This is a genomic window from Pseudoalteromonas sp. bablab_jr011, assembly GCF_016464045.1.
GTDB classification, from domain to species: domain Bacteria; phylum Pseudomonadota; class Gammaproteobacteria; order Enterobacterales; family Alteromonadaceae; genus Pseudoalteromonas; species Pseudoalteromonas lipolytica.
In genome coordinates this window covers 27,782-51,211 of the sequence record NZ_JACDWU010000263.1, presented here as the reverse complement: position 1 = coordinate 51,211, position 23,430 = coordinate 27,782, and the positions used below count along the sequence as shown (strand labels likewise).

Annotated in this window: 18 protein-coding genes; 12 read left to right on the top strand and 6 right to left on the bottom strand. The window is 42.4% G+C overall.

Annotated features, from left to right (window positions below; all coding sequences use genetic code 11):
* Positions 1-624 carry a DUF4097 family beta strand repeat-containing protein gene (locus JIG41_RS15865; RefSeq protein WP_065978250.1) on the bottom strand — a complete coding sequence of 208 codons (624 nt, stop codon included), beginning with the start codon at positions 622-624 and terminating at the stop codon, positions 1-3.
* 128 nt (positions 625-752) lie between these two features.
* Here JIG41_RS15865 and modF point away from each other — a divergent pair, with 128 nt between their 5' ends.
* Positions 753-2,210, top strand: coding sequence for a molybdate ABC transporter ATP-binding protein ModF (gene modF, locus JIG41_RS15860; protein ID WP_312000535.1), 1,458 nt, complete (start codon positions 753-755; stop codon positions 2,208-2,210).
* Between the two features lie 24 nt (positions 2,211-2,234).
* Here modF and JIG41_RS15855 read toward each other — a convergent pair whose 3' ends face one another.
* The gene (locus JIG41_RS15855) at positions 2,235-3,113 is read right to left on the bottom strand and encodes a TraB/GumN family protein (protein ID WP_036971526.1); all 879 of its coding nucleotides are present in this window, start codon (positions 3,111-3,113) and stop codon (positions 2,235-2,237) included.
* Between the two features lie 526 nt (positions 3,114-3,639).
* Between JIG41_RS15855 and ilvG the strand changes: the two genes are divergently transcribed.
* The 7 genes from ilvG (at position 3,640) to can (ending at position 12,087) form a co-directional block, all read left to right on the top strand.
* Positions 3,640-5,289, top strand: coding sequence for an acetolactate synthase 2 catalytic subunit (gene ilvG / locus JIG41_RS15850; protein ID WP_036971524.1), 1,650 nt, complete (start codon positions 3,640-3,642; stop codon positions 5,287-5,289).
* A complete protein-coding gene (ilvM, locus tag JIG41_RS15845) occupies positions 5,286-5,531 on the top strand; it encodes an acetolactate synthase 2 small subunit (protein ID WP_036971521.1) in 246 nt (81 codons plus the stop codon). Before ilvG ends, ilvM begins: the two co-directional genes overlap by 4 nt.
* A 109-nt stretch (positions 5,532-5,640) precedes the next feature.
* The gene (ilvD, locus tag JIG41_RS15840; RefSeq protein ID WP_075594318.1) at positions 5,641-7,497 is read left to right on the top strand and encodes a dihydroxy-acid dehydratase; all 1,857 of its coding nucleotides are present in this window, start codon (positions 5,641-5,643) and stop codon (positions 7,495-7,497) included.
* A 2-nt stretch (positions 7,498-7,499) separates the two neighbouring features.
* Positions 7,500-9,053, top strand: a complete 1,554-nt coding sequence (gene ilvA / locus JIG41_RS15835; protein ID WP_065978247.1) for a threonine ammonia-lyase, biosynthetic — start codon at positions 7,500-7,502, stop codon at positions 9,051-9,053.
* An 88-nt stretch (positions 9,054-9,141) separates the two neighbouring features.
* Positions 9,142-10,176 carry an ABC transporter substrate-binding protein gene (locus JIG41_RS15830; RefSeq protein ID WP_230236836.1) on the top strand — a complete coding sequence of 345 codons (1,035 nt, stop codon included), beginning with the start codon at positions 9,142-9,144 and terminating at the stop codon, positions 10,174-10,176.
* A 51-nt stretch (positions 10,177-10,227) separates the two neighbouring features.
* The gene (locus JIG41_RS15825) at positions 10,228-11,406 is read left to right on the top strand and encodes a methyltransferase (protein WP_036971512.1); all 1,179 of its coding nucleotides are present in this window, start codon (positions 10,228-10,230) and stop codon (positions 11,404-11,406) included.
* An 18-nt stretch (positions 11,407-11,424) separates the two neighbouring features.
* Positions 11,425-12,087: a carbonate dehydratase gene (can, locus tag JIG41_RS15820; RefSeq protein WP_036971509.1), complete on the top strand. Its 663-nt coding sequence runs from the start codon at positions 11,425-11,427 to the stop codon at positions 12,085-12,087.
* Positions 12,088-12,132: 45 nt separating this feature from the next.
* On the opposite strand, the gene ubiK is transcribed toward can, so the two are convergent.
* Positions 12,133-12,396 carry a ubiquinone biosynthesis accessory factor UbiK gene (gene ubiK / locus JIG41_RS15815; RefSeq protein ID WP_036971505.1) on the bottom strand — a complete coding sequence of 88 codons (264 nt, stop codon included), beginning with the start codon at positions 12,394-12,396 and terminating at the stop codon, positions 12,133-12,135.
* A gap of 110 nt (positions 12,397-12,506) precedes the next feature.
* On the opposite strand from ubiK, the gene rep reads away from it, so the two are divergent.
* Positions 12,507-14,519, top strand: a complete 2,013-nt coding sequence (gene rep / locus JIG41_RS15810) for a DNA helicase Rep (protein ID WP_065978246.1) — start codon at positions 12,507-12,509, stop codon at positions 14,517-14,519.
* Between the two features lie 24 nt (positions 14,520-14,543).
* On the opposite strand, the gene JIG41_RS15805 is transcribed toward rep, so the two are convergent.
* The 3 genes from JIG41_RS15805 to elbB all read right to left on the bottom strand — a co-directional run bounded on the left by JIG41_RS15805 (position 14,544) and on the right by elbB (position 18,550).
* Complete coding sequence (locus JIG41_RS15805) at positions 14,544-17,123, bottom strand: diguanylate cyclase domain-containing protein (RefSeq protein WP_036971496.1); 2,580 nt, start codon at positions 17,121-17,123, stop codon at positions 14,544-14,546.
* 202 nt (positions 17,124-17,325) lie between these two features.
* Positions 17,326-17,718 carry a cytochrome c5 family protein gene (locus JIG41_RS15800; protein ID WP_065978244.1) on the bottom strand — a complete coding sequence of 131 codons (393 nt, stop codon included), beginning with the start codon at positions 17,716-17,718 and terminating at the stop codon, positions 17,326-17,328.
* A 181-nt stretch (positions 17,719-17,899) separates the two neighbouring features.
* Complete coding sequence (gene elbB / locus JIG41_RS15795; protein ID WP_199525067.1) at positions 17,900-18,550, bottom strand: isoprenoid biosynthesis glyoxalase ElbB; 651 nt, start codon at positions 18,548-18,550, stop codon at positions 17,900-17,902.
* 511 nt (positions 18,551-19,061) lie between these two features.
* Between elbB and polA the strand changes: the two genes are divergently transcribed.
* From polA to JIG41_RS15780, 3 genes are all read left to right on the top strand, one after another.
* Positions 19,062-21,797, top strand: a complete 2,736-nt coding sequence (gene polA / locus JIG41_RS15790; protein ID WP_075594320.1) for a DNA polymerase I — start codon at positions 19,062-19,064, stop codon at positions 21,795-21,797.
* Positions 21,798-22,324: 527 nt separating this feature from the next.
* Complete coding sequence (locus tag JIG41_RS15785; RefSeq protein ID WP_075594321.1) at positions 22,325-22,912, top strand: YceI family protein; 588 nt, start codon at positions 22,325-22,327, stop codon at positions 22,910-22,912.
* Positions 22,912-23,430, top strand: coding sequence for a DUF1285 domain-containing protein (locus JIG41_RS15780; protein WP_065978241.1), 519 nt, complete (start codon positions 22,912-22,914; stop codon positions 23,428-23,430). Before JIG41_RS15785 ends, JIG41_RS15780 begins: the two co-directional genes overlap by 1 nt.

The window sequence follows — 23,430 nt, the reverse complement described above, 5'->3', positions numbered from 1 at the left end:
TTAGTGTCTAACTTTTATGTCACCAACGCCGACTTCTACGTCAATGTTGTACTGACCGTTGCCTTGGTAACTTGACTGTGAGCTCACCACTTTACGGTGCGTGTTAGCCTCATTTTTTAAGCCACGAATTTTGGTATCACCAACACCTGACTCTAATTCAATGCGTTTGTAGTCATCAAGTGCACTATCGATCCGCACTGCACCGACACCCAGTTCAATCTCAACCGAATTGCTCAGTTCATTAATCTCAATGTCACCCACACCTAATTCAACATCAATCGCCATTGATTTTGGCATTTTAACTAACCAATTTTGTTGAATGTCATCGTTATCTAATTTCAAACTTAATAGATTAGCGCGTTGAGAGTGGTTCAGTTCGATGTCTGACAAGTCAATCTCTGAGCCAAACCAGCCTTTGTCATTTTTTGGCTCAATACGAATGGTGACGTGTACTTCGCTGCCGTCATAGCTTTGTACTTCTAAGCTGCCCACCGGAAAGTCGATATCAAGCTGACTGGCATTATTAATCGCAAACGTGTGATTGAGTTCACGTGAATCTTTTGCCATTGCTTGTGAGGTTGTCAGTATTAAGCCCACTGCTGCTACACCCAGTAATTTTTTCATTGTATGTTCCTGTTAATGACCTTTTATACCTTAGTCGCAGCGGTGATTAAAAAAGGTTTAAACGGTTTTTAATTTTTTATTGAATGCGGTAACGTCGAACTAAACATAACGTGGAATGAGGGTTCAAAGTGCAACAAACGCAGTTGGTTAATGTTAAAGCCAGCCTAAAAGGGCAGGGCAATGATGTATATTGTGTAGACAATTTAAGCATGACAGTATCAGCATCGCAGCACTGGGTGTTACTAGGTGCAAATGGTGCCGGAAAGTCGGCAATAGCGGCTGTTATCGCTGGGTTTGCTACTATCGAACAAGGCCAGTACACAAATAGTTTTGAGCGCGTCGCGCTGGTATCGCCAGATAGACAAAAGCAATTACTTGCAGAAGAGTTAAACAAAGATCAGGACGATATTATTGAAGGGGTGTCTTCATTCAGTCGTGTCAGCGACCTCATTTTAGCAGGTCGAAGCCCTCAACAAATCGATAATCAGCTGCTCAATCAGCTATTAGAGACCTTTGATTTTGAAAGTAAACTACATAAAGCGTTTCGTGATTTATCGACCGGTGAAACACGTAAATTAATGCTGATCCAAGCGTTAATAGGTCAGCCTGAGCTATTGGTACTTGATGAGCCCTTTGATGGCTTAGATGTAGCAGCGATGACTGAATTGAACCATCAGTTAGCAAAGTTAAGTGAAACAACAACGATGGTTTTTGTGCTTAATCGCTTATCTGAGATTCCAGACTGTGTTGATCATTATGCGTTTATAAAAGACGGTAAAGTTACTCATCAATTAGCGCAGCCAAGTGCTGAACAGCGAGATGATTTACTTAAACTATTGCATCTAACACACACCGATTTAGAGATACCAGAGGCTGATAGTGACCATCAAGCGCCACCGCTCATTGACCCTATCCTGGTTAAACTCACGAATGTGTCGGTCAGCTTTGGCGGAAAAGCTATTTTTGAAAAGCTTAATTGGCAAATTAATCAAGGCGAGCATTGGCAATTAACCGGCAAAAACGGTTCTGGTAAAACCTGCCTATTAAACCTCATTACTGGCGATAACCCACAGTGTTATAACAACGACATCAAGGTATTTGGTTATCAGCGGGGGAGTGGCGAAAGTATTTGGCAAATAAAGCAGCATATTGGTTATATTTCTAATGCGTTACACATGGACTACCGTGTGGGTACTTCGGCGTTGAATACGATTATTTCTGGTTTTTATGACAGTATTGGCCTTTATCAAAAAGCGAGTGATAAACAGCTGGCTATAGCTAAAAATTGGCTAGCACTACTTGGCTTAAGTGATAAACAAAACAGTTCATTTACTCAGTTGTCATTTGGTGATCAACGCTTGTTGTTGATTGCCCGCGCGATGGTTAAGCATCCTAACTTACTCATTCTCGATGAGCCATGTTTAGGGCTTGATGAGGCAAACAGACAGCGGGTTTTATTATTAATCGAAAAAATTTGCAGCGCAAAAACCAGTACCGTGATTTATGTTAATCACCATGCAAGCGATCACATTGCTGGAATAGCGCATTATTTAGAGATGGAAAATGACATAAAAAAAGCGCCTTAGGCGCTTTTTGGACATGCAATTGATTTAAATGCGTGTCACCGTAAAGCCTTTATCGGCTAGCTGTTTAAGTAAACCGTGCTGCTCAGGCAAATGCAGTGCCCCGACTGCTATAAATAGCTTTTCTTTACCGATACGCTTAGATAATTGCTCAACCCAGTTGTTGTTGCGATCAATTAGCATCACTTGTTCACTGAGTTCACCATACTGTGAGTCATCAAAACTTTCGTTATAAAACTGAGTGAGTGTTTCCATATCACCCGACTTCCACGCGTTTATTAAACCAAAGAAATAGGTGTCGGCATCGGCGAGTTGCGCGAAAGTTTCTTCAATCATTTTATCATTCATGATTGCTAAGTGTTCAAACATTTCCATTTGTCGTTCTAGCGTTTCAAGCTCACCCACTGAAATTTTATGGTCTTTAGCGTAAGCAAGGACTTGCTTGTCAATTCCGTATTGGTCAGAAAACCCCACTTTTTGAAACTCCATTTGCATCATGGTTATCATGACGGCCCACGGTGCTAAGTTTTTAAACATAGCAATATCTATGGACTTATCTGCAAAGTATTTTTGCAGTTTGGCATAGTTAGCTTCAGAGAGTTCTGACTGTAATGTTTTGCCGTCTTTTAGCATCATAAAAGGCAATGAGCGACGTTGCATATCGACAGGAGATATCGCACTGATATCGACTTCAACGATGACTTTATCGGTCTTATCAAGTGCATTGGTTACTTTGCTTGGCAGTCCTTGCATACTTTTATCACCGACATGCACCGTGCCGAATAAATATGAGGCAATGCCGTTTTTCTCTACTTTCCAAAGTCCTGGTTCAGCAAATACTTGCTGGCTAAAGCCCAGTAGTAGTAGAACAAAAAACAGGGCATTAATACGCTGTATGAATTTCATAACTTTCCTTTTCATGCTGTTGTTGTTTTCAATACTAAACTAATTTTCACAGAGAGGTTTAATAAAATGAGAACAACCCGAAAAAAATCACCTATGAAAGCTAAAAATTAATCAATCATTTAATTGGTTATAACGAGGTATGAAATTTCAATAGCTAGCTATATGTGAATTTTTAATCTTAAATATAGTTAATTTTAGATATTTATTTCTTTAATTTCGTTTTTTGTGATGTTTTTTGAATTGATTTTTATGTTGACTTGAAGGGCTGGGCGCGGTACTAATAGAAAAAGGCAGCGGGATGGCTAGATTTCCGCAACAAATGACACGAATTTGGTATCAGTAAATGCTTACAAATAAACTATCTCTAATCCTAATTAACGTCGTGGTGATTATTATTACCGCGGGGGCTACTTAGTGCTTAGAGAAAAGTGAAGCATTAAAAAAGCCCCCCGCACTTAACAGTCCGGGGGGCTTTTTGTTTTAACCGCAAAAAATACACAATGTCACTGAGGAATGAGGATTTAAGATGACAGGCGCAGAGTTAACAATCGATTTATTAGCCAAACATGGCGTAAAGGATGTCTTTGGTTACCCGGGTGGTGCCATCATGCCTATTTACGACGCTTTGTATGGCGCGCCCGTCAAACATTATTTGACCCGTCATGAACAAGGCGCTGGCTTTGCCGCTGTAGGTTTTGCACGTAGTACGGGTAAGTTGGGAGTGTGTTTTGCAACGTCAGGCCCGGGTGCGACTAACCTTATCACGGCATTGGCTGATGCGATGATGGATTCGGTGCCATTATTGGCGATAACGGGGCAAGTGCCTACCGCAGCGATTGGCTCAGATGCATTCCAAGAGATTGATGTACTCGGTATGTCGTTGTCTTGTACAAAGCACAGCTACATGGTTGAACGCCCTGAAGATTTAGCTGAAATACTGCAAGAAGCCATCCACCTAGCGCAAACAGGGCGTCCGGGTCCTGTGTTAGTCGATATTCCTAAAGACATTCAAATGGCACAGGTGCCATTCCATCCTTGGTTAGCGGCAGAAGATACGTTGCCAAAACTTGACCCCAACCAAGTTGCCATTGCGAATCAAATATTAAGTGAAGCACAACGACCCGTTGCCTATGTGGGGGGCGGTGTACAAGCCGCAGATGCACAAAACGAGCTTATGCAGTTTTTAGAAAAAACCCACATGCCAGCGGTAACAACGTTAAAAGCGTTGGGGAGTGTGTTACCTGATTACGAGTACGACCTTGGCATGCTAGGTATGCACGGTGGCAAAGCGGCTAATTTAGCAGTACAAGAATGCGATGTTTTAGTGTGTATTGGTGCGCGCTTTGATGACCGAGTTACGGGCAACCTAAGTAAGTTTGCCGCCAAAGCTAAAGTTATTCATTTGGATATCGATGCAGCAGAAATCGGCAAACGAAAGCCTGTAAAAGCGTCTCTCGTCGCTGACTTAAAAACGTCTCTACCGCAACTCGATTGCTTTGTAACCCCAGATGAGTGGCTTTTGCATATTGAAAGTATGATGAAAGAGCATGCGTGGCGTTATGACTATCCGGGTGAAAAAGTATTTGCGCCTTACCTGCTAAATCAACTGAGCCAAAAAATGCCGAAGACCGGTGTGGTGTGTTGTGATGTGGGCCAGCATCAAATGTGGGTTGCACAGCATATGAAGTTTTCGCACCCCAGCAATCATTTAAGCAGTGGCGGGGCGGGTACGATGGGCTTTGGTTTGCCTGCGGCAATAGGTGCACAAGTGGCACGCCCAGACGATTTTGTTATTACGGTCTCGGGTGATGGCTCAATCATGATGAACATTCAAGAGCTGGCGACAATTCGCCGTAATAATTTACCAGTAAAAATACTTATCTTAGATAACCAGCGTTTAGGCATGGTACGTCAATGGCAGCAGTTATTTTTCGAGGGGCGTTATTCTGAGACCAATCTTTCAGATAACCCTGATTTTGTTCAACTCGCTGCAGTGTTTGGTATCCCAGGTCAAACTGTGACAAGAGCGGATGAAGTTGACACGGCGATTGATGCACTTGTGAATAGTCAAGGTCCTTACATTTTACATGTCTGTATCGATGACAAAGAAAATGTATGGCCGCTTGTACCACCCGGTGCAGCCAATGATGAGATGATGACGGAGACAGTAAAATGAAACACACCCTAACGATTGCACTCAAAAATCAAAGTGTCGCTGTTGAGCGCTTTTTACGCGTTGCCCGTCATCGCGGTTTTGACCTAACAAAAATGAACTTAGAAATGGCAGAAGATGCATTCAGAGTGACTATGACAGTGGTTAGCGATAAACCTATTCATTTATTAACGTCGCAGTTAAATAAATTGGTCGATGTAAAGCATGTGACGCTTGAGAGTCAGCTGCAACAGCAAGCAATTTAATCACAGACAAATTCAACAGGTAACTAGAGCAGCACAGACTATGCTTTAGTAAGAAATAAATTAGGAATGAGGAAGTCAGTGGCACGCCACTGCAACAACAGAGGTAACTATGGCTAAATTACGAAGTGCAACAACAACAGAAGGTCGTAAACGCGCAGGCGCACGTGCATTGTGGCGTGCAACAGGAATGACAGATAAGGACTTCGGTAAGCCAATTATCGCTGTTGTGAATTCATACACGCAGTTTGTTCCAGGGCATGTTCATTTAAACCAACTCAGTGAGCTAATGGCCGAAACGATTACTGAAGCGGGTGGTGTGCCAAAAGAATTTAATACCATTGCGATTGATGATGGGATTGCGATGGGCCACGGCGGTATGCTGTATTCGCTACCTTCTCGCGATCTGATTGCTGACTCAGTAGAGTACATGGTTAACGCGCATTGTGCCGATGCGATGATCTGTATTTCTAACTGCGACAAAATCACCCCAGGTATGATGCTGGCTGCATTACGCTTAAATATTCCGGTTATCTTTGTGTCAGGTGGACCGATGGAAGCAGGTAAAACCCGCCTTGCTGATATCGACATTAAACTCGACTTAGTTGATGCCATGGTGAAAGGTGCCGATAGCTCAGTCAGCGACGAAGACTCAGACAAAGTAGAGCGCTCAGCGTGCCCAACGTGTGGTTCATGTTCGGGGATGTTTACGGCTAACTCAATGAACTGCTTATTAGAAGCAATTGGTTTGGCATTGCCTGGTAACGGCACAACACTTGCCACTCATAAAGACCGTAAACAGTTATATGTTGAAGCAGGCGCACGCATCGTTGATTTATGCCGTGAGTATTATCAAAAAGATAATGCCGACGTATTGCCGCGTGCCATCGCCAATCGCACCGCTTTTATGAATGCAATGGTGGTGGATATTGCAATGGGTGGCTCATCAAACACGGTGTTACATTTATTAGCCGCAGCCCAAGAAGCGGGTGTCGATTTTGATATGTCGCATATTGATGAGCTTTCACGCAAAACGCCTTTTTTATGTAAAGTTGCACCTGCCACAAGCAAATATCACATTGAAGACGTGCACCGCGCTGGTGGCATGATGGCAATTATCCGTGAGCTAGGTAAAGCGGGATTAGTTGATTTGTCTGTGGATCACGTTGCAGGGATGAAGATGGCGGAGTTAGTTGAGAAGTGGAATGCCACAGATCCAAACAATGCTGTTGCACAAAAGTTCTATAAAGCAGGCCCAGCGGGTATCCGCACTACAAAGGCGATGAGCCAAGAATGTCGTTGGCCTGAACTGGATAACGATCGTGAAAATGGCTGTATTCGCAGTGTTGAAAATGCGTTTCGTCAAGATGGTGGCTTAGCGGTGCTGTCGGGAAATTTAGCGCTGGATGGTTGTATTGTTAAAAGTGCCGGTGTTGTTGAAGAAATGCTGCATTTTGAAGGCCCAGCAGTGGTTTACGAATCACAGGATGATTCAGTTGAAGGTATATTAAATGGTGAAGTAAAAGCGGGTGATGTTGTGGTGATCCGCTATGAAGGGCCAAAAGGGGGCCCAGGTATGCAAGAGATGTTGTACCCGACCAGCTACTTAAAATCGGTAGGTTTAGGTGAAAAATGTGCATTGATCACTGATGGCCGTTTTTCGGGTGGTACCTCTGGTTTATCGATTGGTCATGTCTCGCCTGAGGCTGCCAGCGGGGGAGCAATTGCGTATGTAGAGAACGGCGATAAAATTATTATTGATATCGCCACCCGCGAAATCACCTTAGCCCTGAGCGATGAAGAGCTTGAAGCACGTAAGCAAAAGCAATTAGCACGTGGTAAAGAGGCCTTTAAACCACGCGATCGTGAGCGTTATGTATCATCGGCACTAAAAGCGTATGCATTATTGGCAACCAGTGCAGACAAAGGGGCGGTCCGTGATTTAGCTAAGCTTGAGGAGTTAAGTTAATCATGGTTTCACAGGAGCTCGATTATTTTCGCGCTATCATCCAAGCAAATATGGAGCCGCTTGCAAAGGTTACTGAGGTCAGTGAAATGGCCGAACTTAGCGCAAGGCTCGGTAATCATGTGTGGTTGAAGCGTGAAGACCAACAACCGGTTTATTCGTTTAAATTGCGCGGTGCATTCCATAAGTTGAGTAAGTTGCCAAAGGGCTCTGATGTGGTCACTGCATCGGCTGGCAACCATGCTCAAGGCGTCGCGTTAAGTGCATCGTTTTTAGGGCACAAAGCGACAATTGTTATGCCGGTAACCACACCCGAAATTAAAGTGAGTGCAGTGCGCGCGCTAGGTGGTGAGGTTGTATTACATGGTCATCACTTTGATGCAGCAAAAGCCCACGCGTTAGCGCTAACAGAGCAGCGCAATGGCGTATTTGTGCCTCCTTTTGATGACCCCGATGTCATTATTGGTCAAGGCACAGTTGCGCGAGAACTGATGCAGCAGCTAAACGACCTTGATGCCGTTTTTATTCCTGTTGGCGGTGGTGGCTTGTTGGCGGGAATGGCTGTGTACATAAAATCATTGCGACCTGATATCAAAGTAATTGGTGTTGAAGCGGATGAAAGTGCGTGTTTAAAAGCAGCATTAGAGGCGGGGAAACCTGTGGAGCTTGACCGCGTTGGTAGTTTTGCTGATGGCGTAGCGGTAAAAATAATCGGCACCGAAACGTTCCGCTTAGCACAAAAGTTTTGTGATGAAGTTGTGACCGTGAGTGGCGATGAGATTTGTGCTGCTATGCAGGATATCTTTGTTTCTACTCGTGCAATTGCTGAGCCTTCAGGGGCCTTATCGACAGCGGGTTTGAAAAAATGGTGTCAGCAAAGCGGTGTAAAAGGCTTAAATGTTGCTGCTATTTTATCGGGCGCGAATTTAAATTTTGATCGTTTACGCTACGTTGCTGAGCGCACTGCGTTGGGTGAAAAGAACGAAGCATTACTCGCCGTCACCATCAAAGAAGAAAAAGGCAGCTTTAAGCAATTTTGTGCTTCGTTAGGTGGCCGAGCTATTACAGAGTTTAATTACCGTTATGCAGGACCGGGTGAAGCACAAATATTTGTGGGTATTGCACTTCGCCAAGGTCAGCAAGAGCTAGATGAGTTAAAAGCAGTACTCACTGAAAATGGCTATACATTTTGTGACCTGTCAGATAACGAATTGGCTAAATTACACATTCGTTATATGGTGGGTGGAAAAGCCCCAGCGCAATTACATGAGCGATTATTACGTTTTGAATTTCCTGAATACCCAGGTGCATTAGCGCGATTTTTAGATACGTTAGGCAGTAACTGGAATATTACGTTATTCCATTATCGCAATCATGGTGGCTCTGTAGGTAATGTACTTGCTGCATTTGCCATCGAACCGAGTGATTACGACGTATTTAACGAGCATTTAAATCGTCTTGGTTATAATGTTCAGGATGAAACCAATAATCCATGTTTCACGCAATTTTTAACGACTCAAGGTCAAAAGTTGAGTGAAGCTAAAGCTGCCAATCAATAAACTGGGCTCCATCGAGGAGCCTTGATTTTTTGCATATTTTTCCTATAGTTATTGCACGATTGTAAAGCAAGGATGATGCGTGCGAGGAATGCGTTATTACTTAGGGTTACTTTGTTTAATGCTAAGCATAAGTGCCAATGGCTCTGACAAGGTGACCTTGCAACTAAAATGGACTCATCAATTCCAGTTCGCTGGCTATTACATGGCAGCAAAAAAAGGCTTTTATAAAGACGCTGGACTTGATGTCACTATTTTACCCGCAGATCCTAACAACCCTAACACGTTTGATCAGGTGTTAAATGGTCAAGCCGACTTTGCTATTACGCATTCTGGTATTTTGCAACAACGTGTGCAAGGTGCCCCCGTGGTTGCCTTAGCGGCTATGCTGCAGTTCTCCCCCTATTGTTGGATGGTTAAAAATAACTCTGATATTTTCCAGCCGCGTGATTTTGCGGGTAAAAAACTCAGTAAAATTAGCTCACTTGAAAACGCAGAGTTGTTAGTCATGCTGCAAAGGGCGGGGCTTGATTATCAAAGTTTAATGGCTGCAAGCCAAAAAGGCGGAATAGAGCAGTGGTTAGCTGGCGAACTTGATGCCGTGCAAGTGTATGTAACTAATGAGCCGTATACTTTAACACTGCGTGGTGTTGGGCACCGATTAATTTGTCCACAAAAATTTGGCCTGAATGTGTATGGCGATATTTTATATACCTCGCAGGCTATGCTTAAAAATAAACCGGATATAGTTGAGCGTTTTTATCAAGCAAGTTTAAAGGGATGGCGTTATGCACTGCATAATATGAATGAGAGTATTAATGTCACTCAGCGTGATTATGCCCCGCACAAAAGTATGCAGGAACTTGCTTATGAAGCCGATGTACTCGCTAACTATATTCAGCCACCGGGCAGCAAGTTGGGGGGCATGTCGATGGCTAAATGGCGACTTATCGCTGACCTTTACAACATCGATCAAGACGAATTTGATCATGCATTTTCAGGGTTTATGTATGATCAACAGCAAAGCGAGGGCATAGAGTTATCTTGGATGCTTATTTTAGCGATAATATTGAGCATTGCATGTGTTCCTTTGTACATTGGTCTAATAAGCAATGGAAGGCGTTAAACCTCTTAAAAACTGTTATACTCACTTTTATTTTTTGTCGTTTTTGTAGTTATGACACTTGCCCAGCACTTTGCTGCTTTAGATACACTGCTTTATTCAACTCGCCAATACTGGCAATGCACGGCATTTGACTTTGATGATATTCCATGGCCTGAATTAACGTCTTTATTATGGGCGATTGATGACAGCCAAGTGAGTGAACTTGATGCCGACCAGCATGCTTTATATCAATACTTTTGCGATGCTATAGACGGTGTTGATGAACTTAATGCCTTATGCGAACTGCCCACAACAAAGTTGCCAAGGAATGAGTTTCCATTTTGGATCAGTAATGGCATCAAAGGACGCAAGTTTGAGCAGTTACAAGATTTTGTTGCAGCGATCAGCCAAAATTCACAGCAACACCCTGTTTTAGAGTGGTGTGCAGGCAAAGGACACTTAGGGCGGATGCTGGCATTTAGTGGCGCACCCTCGGTACACAGTATTGAACTACAAGAGCACCTGTGTGAGCAGGGAGCTCATAGTGCTAAGCAGCAACAATTAGCCATGCAGTTTTCACAAGCGAATGTATTAACGGATAACACCGATGCATTTTTTAAAACAGAGCAACATGCCGTCGCTTTACATGCATGTGGTCGTTTACACCAAACATTTATGCAGCAGGCAAGTCGGGCCAAAACCCAGCAGATAAGCTTTTCACCCTGTTGTTATCACTTATTTACCGACGATGCCTACCAAGCAATGAGTGAGCATGCACAGCATAGTCAATTGACGCTAACCCATCGCGATTTAAAGCTGGCCTTGCAAGAAACCGTGACCGCACCAAGTCGGGTTGATAAAGTGAGAAAAACAGAAGTCGAGTGGCGACTTGGTTTTGATGCATTACGTAAATCAATTACCGGTGTTCAGCACTATGTGAGTGTGCCTTCCGTGAATAAAGCGGTATTTTCTGATTCATTTAGGTCATTTTGTTTGTGGGCAGCTGATAAAAAGTCACTACATATACCAGATGATATTGATTACAATGCATTTTTAGAGATAGGTAAGCAGCGTAAAAGGGTCACAGAACGCATTGAACTCATCCGACATGTGTTCAGAAGAGCAATTGAAGTTTGGCTCGTGCTCGATCGTGCTTTATATTTGCAACAACAAGGCTATCAGGTATCAGTAAGTACGTTTTGTGAAAAACAGCTCACACCAAGGAATATCTTGATCCAAGCTAATTATTAAAAATCGTAAAGAGGCGCAATGAGAAAGTTAAAAAATTTATTCGAAAATAATAGACGTTGGGCTGCGCGTACGAGTGAAAGTGATCCTGAGTTTTTTAAAATTCTATCAATGCAACAAAATCCCGAGTACTTGTGGATTGGCTGTTCGGACTCACGTGTACCCGCTAATGAGATAGTTGATTTATTACCGGGTGAGTTATTTGTACACCGTAACGTTGCAAATGTGGTTGTGCATACTGACCATAACTGTTTATCAGTCATGCAGTACGCGGTTGAAGTACTTAAAGTTAAGCACATTATGGTCGTTGGACACTATGGCTGTGGGGGTGTTCAAGCGGTTTTAAATGAAGCACGCTTTGGCTTAATTGATAACTGGCTACGTCATGTTGGTGATGTAAAAGAAAAACACATCGAACAGTTAAACGCATTACCAGAAAAAGAACGTTTAAACAGCCTGATTGAACTCAATGTAATTGAGCAAGTACGTAACGTGTGCCGTACGAATATCGTGCAAGATGCGTGGGCGAAAGGCCAAGAACTTACGATTCATGGTTGGGTGTATGGTTTAGCAAATGGTCATTTAAATGACCTTGAATCCGTGGTGACCTGTGCAGAAGAAGCCACAGAGACATACGGTACTGCGGTAAAACGTGTTTTCGAACGTATTGCAGAGAAAAGTTAAGACTTAAATGGATAGAAAAAAGGTGAGCTAAGTAGCTCACCTTTTTTATTGTTCGTCTTGTTTGCTAGCAAGTTGCTGTTCAAGTAAGGCAACCTTTTCTTCTAGCTCCGTGAGTTTTTCACGAGTTCGAATAAGTACTTGGCTTTGAATATCAAACTCATCACGGCTTACAAAGTCCATCTCAGCAAGTTTGTTTTGGATAGCTTGCTTCGTTTTACCTTCAATGGTGTCGGCAAGGTTTTTCACGCCTTGTGGCATGTTATCAGTGATTTGCTTTGCGATTTCTTCAAGTTTTGCTGGGTTGATCATCTTCGTCCCTTGAGTCACGTAAAAAAACAATCTTACCTTATTGGCTAGGCGTAGTGTAGTGATTACGGTAAAATTGCCGGTTCTGTCTTTGGATAATTTCTTAGGGGCTTATGAAACTCAACCCAAAACAAGATGAAGCGGTAAAGTATATCAGTGGACCGTGTTTGGTATTAGCTGGCGCAGGCTCAGGTAAAACGCGTGTAATTACCAACAAAATCGCTTACTTGGTGCAAAAGTGTGAGTATCAAGCACGTAACATAGCAGCCGTTACCTTTACTAATAAAGCGGCAAAAGAGATGCGCGAGCGTGTTGCACAAACGCTTGGTAAGCAAGAGTCTAAAGGGTTATGGGTTTCGACATTTCATACCTTAGGTCTTGAGATCATCAAAAAAGAATTAACCACATTAGGCTTTAAGCCAGGATTCTCATTGTTTGATGATCAAGATACTAATCAATTATTAATCGAGCTTACAGAAGACGAACTAAAAAAAGACAAAGACTTATTAAACCTGTTAAAAATGCAGATAGGCAGTTGGAAGAACGAGCTTATTTTACCCGAACGGGCGATTCGTGAAGCGCGTGAGCCACAAAAAGCACTGTTTGCCCAGTTGTATGCCCGCTATCAAAATCAACTACGAGCTTATAATGCCCTCGATTTTGATGATCTGATCATGATCCCCACCTTGCTACTGGGACAAAATGCGACAGCACGTGAGCGTTGGCAACAGCGTTTTCGTTATTTGCTGGTGGATGAGTATCAAGATACGAATACGAGCCAGTATCAATTGGTTAAGTTATTAGTGGGTGAACGTGCTCGCTTTACGGTGGTGGGAGATGATGACCAATCAATTTATTCGTGGCGTGGTGCTAAACCACAAAATCTGGTGTTATTGAGTAAAGACTTTCCGGGTTTGCGTTTAATTAAACTTGAACAAAACTACCGAAGTGCAGGGCGTATTCTTAAAGCAGCCAATATTCTTATTGCTAATAATCCGCATGAGTTTGATAAAAAACTGTTCAGTGAACTAGGTTATGGTGAACCGATTAAAGTCATTGGCTGTCGTGACGAAGAGCATGAATCTGAACGCGTTGTTGCAGAGATCATTTCGCATAAGTTCATGAAGCGGACCAGCTATAAAGATTACGCCATTTTATATCGGGGGAATCACCAAGCGCGCGTATTCGAAAAAGCGCTGATGAGTAACCGTATCCCATATAAAATTAGTGGCGGAATGTCGTTTTTCTCACGTTCAGAAATTAAAGATATCATGGCGTATTTACGCTTGTTGGTTAATCAAGACGACGACAATGCATTTTTACGTATCGTGAATACCCCACGACGAGAAATAGGTACCGTCACTCTCGAAAAATTAGGCACACTTGCCAACGAAAAGCACATTAGTTTATTTGCTGCCTGCTTTGAGCCTGAACTTGCACATCGTTTAAAAGGGCGGGGCTTTAATGCGTTAGCAGGGTTTGCTCGTTGGGTGGTTGAACTGTCTGATAATGCAGTGCGGGGTGACACGCTCGAAGCGGTAAAAGAACTGGTCAGGCAAATTAATTACGAAGCGTATCTTTACGAGTCATCGCCTAGCGCAAAAGCCGCAGAAATGCGTATGAAGAATGTGTCGGAGTTATATCGTTGGATCACCGATATGCTGACCGGTGATGCCGATAACCCCCCGTTGAATTTAGCAGAAGTGGTGAGCAAGTTAACGCTGCGCGATATGCTTGAGCGCAATGAAGAAGAAGATGAATCTGATGCGGTACAGCTCCTGACTTTGCATGCTTCAAAAGGCTTGGAATACCCGTATGTATTTATGGTGGGAATGGAAGAAGGGTTATTACCTCATCAAGTGAGCATCGACGAAGATAACGTTGAAGAAGAACGTCGTCTTGCTTACGTAGGTATCACACGAGCCCAGCAAGAGTTGGTTATGACATACGCTAAGCTGCGCCGTCAGTTTGGTGAAACATCGGATACAGAGCTGAGTCGTTTTGTGCAGGAGTTACCACAGGATGATTTGGCCTTTGAAGCAAAGAAACCGCCTTCTTCTCAAGCAGAGCGAATGGAAAAAGGTCAAGCACGTGTTGCTAACTTGCGTGCCATGCTTAAAAAGTAACGCCGTTATGCTCAATGCACATGTTTAAATATTTAAATCAAGCGGTATTGTCGAGTGTGTGCTTGTCGTCTCTTTATTGAAGGGCGCAAGTGCATGCTGTTTGCCAATAAACAGCGATAAGCCGTGTTTATCTAACAGGGTACGGTAATTAAAAATCGATGGGCCTTTGGCTATGACTTGAATGTTTTGAATATGGGTAATAGCCAGTACACCTTGAAGCTGTAAATGATAGTTTTCTTGTTGTAGCACACGCTTACTGAAAGTTGAGCTTAATAATAAGTAATCGAACTTAAATTCGGTCAGTAAGTTCAATTCACAGCGATCTTTTGCAAACTCATTCAAACCTATCGAGAATCCTTGTGCCACAAGACTTTTTAGGTTTTCTATTTGTACAGCCGATGCATAACGAATTTCTTGTTCATTAAATAATAAACATATCTTTTTAGCATCATGCGCTTTGAGAAGGTGACATAGCGCTTTAAAGTTGATGCGTTCAAGCACTAATCCTGAGCATGGAAATAACACCTTTTGTAACTTTGTTTGGGCGGCTAATGAAAAAGCTTGTTTGAGTAAACTCAGCTCAACTTCGAAATGCTGAATACGATCAGTGGCAAACTTCTTGAGTACTTCAAAGCTGGTACTGCCAAGTACAGGGTGTTCTCCAAACGCCTCTAATAGCGACTCAGCATGTGCTGACTCGTCAAGCGTAATGATTTCTGAGCTTCTAAAATGCATTGGTAAATCATCAAGGTGATGCATATTTTCAGCTTCATGCTGTGAGGTCGTCGCATTGAGTAAAGGATGAAAACACTCAAAGCGGTTGCGCCCTGCGTTTTTAGCATAATACATGGCCGCATCAGCATCACGAATAATCTCATCGGTGTGCTTGTAACTCGTTTTTGAGTAGGTAATCCCTATACTTGCACCGCTTTGAATACATTGACCTTTCATGCAGAAAGGTTTCTTCATGATTTCAATAATGCGTTTTGCAACATCTTCTGCTTGCTGCGGCTCTGTTAAATGCGTGAGCAAAACAACAAACTCATCGCCGCCTAATCGTGCAAGTAAATCATGTTCTCGAATACAGTGAGAAAATGATTCTGCGACACTAATTAAAAACTGATCCCCAGCTTGGTGACCTAATTGATCGTTAATATCTTTAAATTTATCTAAGTCGATAAACAGCACTGCAAATTGTTGCTCTGGATAGCGTTGATAATGCTGCAGCGTTTTTTCAAGCTGTGTTAAGAACAAGCTTCGATTCGGTAAGCTGGTGAGCGAGTCATGATGTGCATCGTGATATAACTGTTGTTCAATTTTTTTACGCTCTTCCATTTGCATTTGTAAGTGCATATTGGCTTGGCGCAATTCTTTGGTCTTTTCAGCAACGCGATGTTCAAGCTTTTGGTGGCTTTGCTTAAGTTCTTGGTTAGCTAAATGGGCTTGGATTACATTGGCGATTTGGTGTGAAACGAAGGTGATGAGTTCACAATCATCTTGGCTAAATTCATGTTTATTGTTATATGCTTGGCAAACAATTAAGCCAATTACCCCTTGTGATGTCTTTAGTGGCGCTCCTAACCAGCTGGTGGCAGATTCTTCGGGCGGAATATCTCTAGGCCTTTCTATGACACCCAGTTTTATGAGGCTTTTCGCGCGCTTTGCATCAATCACTTGGCATTTTTCGGTACTCAGTACCAACTCACTGTAGCCTTTAGCAAATGGCCGAGGTTCGGCATTATCGCTGTATTCATCAACGCAGTAAGGAAAGCTTAGCCAGTGAGATTGTTGGTCATACAGCGCAATATATAAGTTATCTGCGTACGTAATGGTTTTTATTATTTTGTGTACATGCTGATATACGTCTTCTAGATTTTCACTCAGTGTTGCAAGCTCAGAGATCTTAAACAGTATTTGCTGTCGTTCTAATGCTTTTTTTCGGTGTAATATTTCTTCATTGAGTGCCTGGTTACTTTGCGTCAGTGCGCGGGTGCGAATTTTGACTTCGGACTCAAGAAGTTCGCGCTTTTTAACGCGTTCTATAGCAGTTGCAAGGTAAAGTGACATCACTTCTAACAGTTCAATTTGCTGCTCAGAATAGCTTTGCGCTTTATCGTAGCTCTGCGCCACCATCACGCCAATGATGGTTTTATCACGATAGACCGGTACGCCAACCCAGTGCTCTGCGGGGGTCCCTAAAGCTTTAAATTGACCCTTTTCAACAGCTTGTTGGGTTTGTTCTTTAGTAAAGTAGCTGGTTTTACCATGTTTGAATACATGACCAGTTAACCCCTCTTTGAAGTGTTGATCGTATTTTAAGGGAACAGAAAGCCCATCTTTTTCGTCTGCAAAATACGACAGTTCTAAAAGATCGTTCACAGGGTTGTGCAGCACAACGTAAAAGCTTTTACTTGGGATAAAGCTTTGCAATATATCGTGAATAGCGGGGTAAAGAAGGGTTAATTCGGCAACAGTGCTTGCTTGCTCTGATAACTGTAATAGAGCATGTTGCAAGTGATGAGATTGCTTATATTTTTGTATAAGCGATTTTAAGCGAGCATTTCTACGGACTAGCTTATCAATGTGTGTTGCTGAATCTTCCAATGATTTAGAACCAGTTTTTATTATTGTTTAAATATTGTTCTTTATAGTTCCACTTTTTTCGTAGATCGTCAAGTAGCAGATAGGCTAATTAAGGGGTTATATAGACAATGTTACTAGTACTAAATTATTATTTTCGTGTGTGTTTCAGGCATAAAAAAAGGGCCTAATAAATTAAGCCCTTCGTATTATGTGTTTATAACTGTTATTTGCTTGTCATAAAGTCGATAGCAGCACTGATTTCTTCATCAGAACAGTCCATACACGTACCTTTAGGAGGCATTGCATTGAAACCATTTAAGGCGTGATTAAGTAAAGTGTCTTTGCCTTTAGCGATACGAGGAGCCCAATCATCAGCTGATTTAGGTGCGCCTAATGCGCCAGTACCGTGACAAGCGAAACATGATGCTTGATACACCTGCTCGCCAGAACGAGGACCAGTAGGTTCAGCAGCCGCAGCAGCTTTATCACCTTCTAGATATACAGAACCAATTGGCGCTAGACGCTTCTTAATTGCGTCTTCAGTCAAAGAGTTGTCATACGCTTGTGCGTATGCCGTTGTTGCTAGCAGTAATAATGCAGCTGATAGTTTTTTCATTTTGCCTTGCTCACTTCGATTTGAACGTGATCAATCACGATATCTGACGGAAATTAGAACGATTATAACGCTAAGCCACAATTTATAAAATGATCTGAAAGGCTTTTTCTTGATAAAAAAAGCCATTTTTTGCTCCAGCGCAATAAAAATCAGCTTTATGTGCTGAATCGCTACAGTGTTATTATGCCAGTTCTAATACTTTACTGACTAATTTTTCAATCCCAGCATCAGCCTCTAAAATGCTTTGCGCAAGCATATATGCAGGGGTTGTAACCACTTTATGTTGTTCATCTACAACAATGTCGTCAACGGCACAGCACTGGTGAGCGCCGCCTAGTTGTTGAATAGCCGCTGCGGTATCTTGGTCGTTACCAATGGTTGTTTTTACGCCTTGGCCATAAATAAGTGGCAGCATGGCAGGTGCAATACACATATATCCCGCTGCTTTATTTGCTTTAACAAACGCAGTACACGCATGGAGTACATCATCTTGTACTTGAGCATCTGCGCCTTTTACAGCAAAGTCAGATAAGTTTTTTGCCGCACCAAAGCCGCCGGGTATGATGAGTGCGTCAAATTCATTCACGTTTAGTTCTGTGATAGCTTTTATTTCGCCACGCGCAATACGTGCTGCTTCCACTAAAACATTACGATTTGGCGTCATCTCTTCACCGGTTAAGTGGTTAATGGTATGCAGTTGCTCAATGTCAGGAGCAAAACATTGATAGCGTGCACCTGCTTTGGCTATGTGTAGCAAAGTTAATACTGCTTCATTGATTTCTGCGCCATCGTAAACACCGCAACCCGCTAAAATTACAGCCACTTTTTTCATTAGATATTCCTCCTTAATGCAACTTTGGTTAGTGTATCAATTATGCGTGTCAGTCGACAAAATAAAAAAGTTTTCTGGGTCGACTGCTCGAGACGCTTGGTAAATTGCTGTTTATGCCTTTTTATAAAATACAAACGTACAAAAAAGTATAAAGGATCGCTATGATCTTTGATCCATTGTGCTAGAATACTCCTCCGGTTATGAAAAGGGATATTTATTCATCGTTAAGCAAGCAATGGACATGAGTAGCTAAAACCGTTTTCCACATCGGATAAAAATAATAAAAAAAGAACCTCGTATTATCTTTTTTAAATCAAAACATGTGCTTACAGAAAATTCCTAAATGTTTTTACATTTTGGGAGAATTGCTCGTGGGTTTTATCTACAAAGTTATCCACAGCTTGCTATTTATGAATGTGTTACTGCTCAATAATTCACAGTCGTTTTCTTCATAGCCTTATGGCATGCTTACAATCAATTTATTGTTATTCATTTAGGATCCAATTTCACCATGGCTCAGATCCCTGAAAATCCACTTATTCTTGTTGATGGTTCTTCCTATTTATTCCGCGCATATCATTCACCTCCTCACCTAACAAACTCGAAAGGAGAGGCTACAGGGGCTATTTATGGCGTCGTTAATATGCTTAAGAGTCTAATCAGACAATATGATCCGTCGCATATGGTGGTGGTGTTTGATGCCAAAGGTAAAACCTTTAGAAATGATATGTACAGTGAATATAAAGCGAATCGTCCACCTATGCCGGATGACTTACGCACACAAATAGCACCACTTCATAATATTATTAAGGCGATGGGTTTTCCGCTTATTAGTATTGAAGGGGTCGAGGCTGACGATGTTATTGGTACATTTGCACGCATTGCTTCTGAGCAACAACGCCATGTGTTGATCTCTACAGGTGATAAAGATATGGCGCAGCTTGTGAATGAGCACGTCACACTTATTAACACCATGACCGATAGTATTTCAGACCCTGACACGGTGGTTGAAAAGTTTGGTGTAGGCCCTGAATTGATCATCGACTACTTAGCGCTGATGGGCGACAAGGTTGATAACATTCCTGGCGTTGATGGTTGCGGCCCTAAAACTGCGGTGAAATGGTTACAAAAGTATGGCTCGTTACAAGGCGTAATCGATCATGCCGGTGAGATCAAAGGCAAAATAGGCGAAAAGCTGGCAGCTGCGCTTGATCATTTACCACTGAGTTACGAACTGGCAACGATAAAATGTGATGTAGAGGTTGAATCTGACCTAGAAAGCTTCAAGTTACAAGAGCCTAATCGAGATGAGTTAATTGCTTTATACGGTGAGTGCGAGTTCCGTCGCTGGTTAGCTGAATTACTCGATAACCCGAAAGACGCAGATACACATTTAGATGTACCAACCGAAGAAAATGAATTGCCACAAGTGAGTGATGCTCATTACGAAACCATTCTTACTGAGCAACAACTTGATACGCTAGTTAAGCAGTTAAATGAGGCTGAGTTATTTGCCTTTGATACCGAAACAACCAGCCTTGATTACATGCAGGCACAATTAGTTGGTATGAGCTTTGCGGTTAAGGCCGGCGAAGCGGCGTATATTCCGGTTGCTCACGATTATCCCGATGCGCCAGAACAATTAACACTCGACACGGTAATGGCAAAAATTGGCCCAATTTTAGCCGACGAGCGCAAAGCGAAAGTGGGGCAAAACCTAAAATACGATAAAAGTGTACTGGCTAATGCTGGGTTTGAATTAAACGGTATAAAATACGACACGATGTTGGAGTCGTATGTATTTAATAGTGTGGGCAGTCGTCATGATATGGACTCGTTAGCACTTAAATACCTAGGGCATAAAAATATCAGTTTTGAAGAGATTGCTGGAAAAGGCAAAAAGCAGCTGACTTTTAATCAAATTGAACTTGAAAAAGCAGCGCCATATGCTGCTGAAGACGCTGATATTACATTACGCTTACACGAGGTGTTGTGGCCGAAGATTGAAGCTGATAGCCAACTTAAATCAGTATTTGAAGAGATTGAGTTACCGCTTGTCTCTGTACTTTCAGATATTGAGCGTACTGGTGTCGCGATTGACAGTACCATGTTAGCTGCCCATAGCCAGCGATTGGGTGAACGTTTACTCGAGCTTGAACAAGAAGCATATGACATGGCGGGTGAAAAGTTTAACTTAGGCTCACCTAAACAACTACAAGCAATTTTATTTGAGAAGCTTGAACTGCCAGTAATTAAAAAAACGCCAAAAGGGGCGCCATCTACAGCAGAAGAAGTATTGCAAGAGCTGGCGCATGATTATCCTTTACCTAAAGTAATCATTGAGCATCGTGGTTTATCAAAGTTGAAATCAACTTACACAGATAAGCTGCCATTAATGGTGAATGAGCGTACCAAACGCGTACATACCTCGTATCATCAAGCGGTAACGGCAACAGGGCGTTTAAGTTCAACAGATCCTAATTTACAAAATATTCCGATCCGCTCGGAAGAAGGGCGTCGTATCCGTGAAGCATTTATTGCGGCTGCGGGCCATAAAATTGTGGCTGCCGATTACAGCCAAATTGAATTACGTATTATGGCGCATTTATCGCAAGATAAAGGCTTACTGACCGCCTTTGCCAATGGCTTAGACGTACACAGTGCAACAGCGGCAGAGGTCTTTGGTGTTAGTCTTGAGGACGTCACCAGCGATATGCGTCGTAAAGCGAAAGCTGTCAATTTTGGTTTAATTTACGGTATGTCGGCATTTGGTTTATCTCGTCAATTAGATGTGCCTCGCCACGAAGCACAGCACTATATTGATAAGTACTTTGAGCGTTTCCCAGGTGTACTTGAATACATGGAAACGACGCGTCAAAAAGCGGCGGATAAAGGGTATGTAGAAACCATTTTTGGTCGACGCTTACATTTACCAGAGATCAATGCGCGTAATGGCGCACGACGTAAAGCGGCAGAACGTGCTGCTATTAACGCGCCAATGCAAGGTACTGCCGCCGATATTATTAAAAAAGCAATGCTTAAAGTGCATCAGTGGGTAAATGCCCAAGCCGAAGGCGCAGTGAAGCTACTTATGCAAGTACACGATGAATTAGTGTTTGAAATTAAAGAAGAGTGTGTTGATGAGTTCAAAGCTGAAATCTGTAAGCTGATGTCAGAAGCTGCGACCCTTGATGTCCCCCTTATTGTTGAAGCAGACAGTGGGGATAACTGGCAGCAAGCTCACTAGTTTTGCTGATTTTATGCCGAATATCTTGCTTAATGCTGGGTATTCGGCAATGAGGATAACCTGCACATTAATACTGCCCATGTTTTAACCCGCCAAAACGTAAAACGAGCACTTTGAATCTTCACCACACAGTTATTTTGATCATACAAAGTGAGCGTGTGATCCATTAAAAATGACCTCTTATGCCAGTTGAACGATCACTTTTTTTGTAAACTTAAGGTTAACAAGAAAAGACAGTTTTAGAGTTTCGTTATATGTTTATCAATTAATGGTCTTTTGCTGCATATTTAATTTATTTTTAGGTGGGTATTTGCTAAAGTCCGCGCCGTCCTCATCCTGTAGGACATCCTGTTGATGATGCATCTGAAAAGATGCAACGTATTGATAGCTTCTCCCCAGTTTGCTATACCGGCTCACTCTTTATTGAGTGAGCCGTTTTTTCTTGTTCTTATCATACAATTCATTGCACAAATTAGCGCAGGTGATACCATCAAAGTGATTCTTAATTACTTTCGAAGGAATGCGTTATGTTTAAATCTTTGGCTATTACAGCCTTATCATTATCAAGTTTATTTGTTGCCCCATTGGCGAGTGCTAATTGGCAAGTTAATAATGAACAAAGCAATGTAAGCTTTGTTTCAATAAAGAAAAACGCAATCGCTGAAGCTCATCATTTTAAAAACGTATCAGGAACCTTAAACGAGCAAGGTCAATTTAAGTTAATGATCGACCTGACGTCTGTTGAAACGCTGATCCCCATCCGTAACGAGCGCATGACTAAGCTCCTGTTTGAAACAGCCCAGTTTCCTAATGCCGTATTAACAGCTGATTTAAGCCAAGCTTTATCAAAGCTCGTGCCTGGGCAGCATGTATTAAAAGGTCTTAAAGCTGAACTAGATTTTCATGGTAATAAGAAAGAACTAACACTTGATGTACTTGCTAATATGTCGCCAACGGGTGATGTAACTGTGTCATCGTTTACGCCCGTGATTATTAATGCTGCTGATTTTAAAGTGACTGAAGGTATTGCTGAATTACAAAAACTGGCTGGTTTACCGTCAATTGCTACTGCCGTTCCGGTTACATTTTCACTGACTCTTGATAAAGAAAAGTAATGCAGTCACTTGCTGAGCTAGAAACCGCACTTGCACAGCCAGACAAACCATTTGATAAGTGGCAACCAACCCATTGTGGTCAGTTGCCAATTAGCATTGATGTGCATGGCGTGTGGTTCTTCGCGGGCAGTGAAATAAAACGAGAAGCGATGGTTAAGCTGTTTGCCTCTGTTCTTTGCAAAGAAGCAGACAGCTATTATCTAAAAACGCCTGTCGAGAAAATGGCTATCACCGTGGCCGATGTGCCTTTTATTATCGTAGATTGGCGCTTTGAAGAAACAGAGCAAGGAAACGCGTTGTGTTGTATTGATAATTTACAGCGCACTTGGTTAGTCACTGCGTGTCAGCCACTGCAACTGCGTGAATTTGAAAACGTGACGGTACCATACCTTAAATTGCCGCATGGACTGGCTGCCAGAGTATCGAGGAATGTGTATTATCAGTGGGCTGAAATAGCCAGCTCTGATGAGGATGGCTATTTCATTGAGTCATTGTCCAAGCACTACTACTTGGCTTAA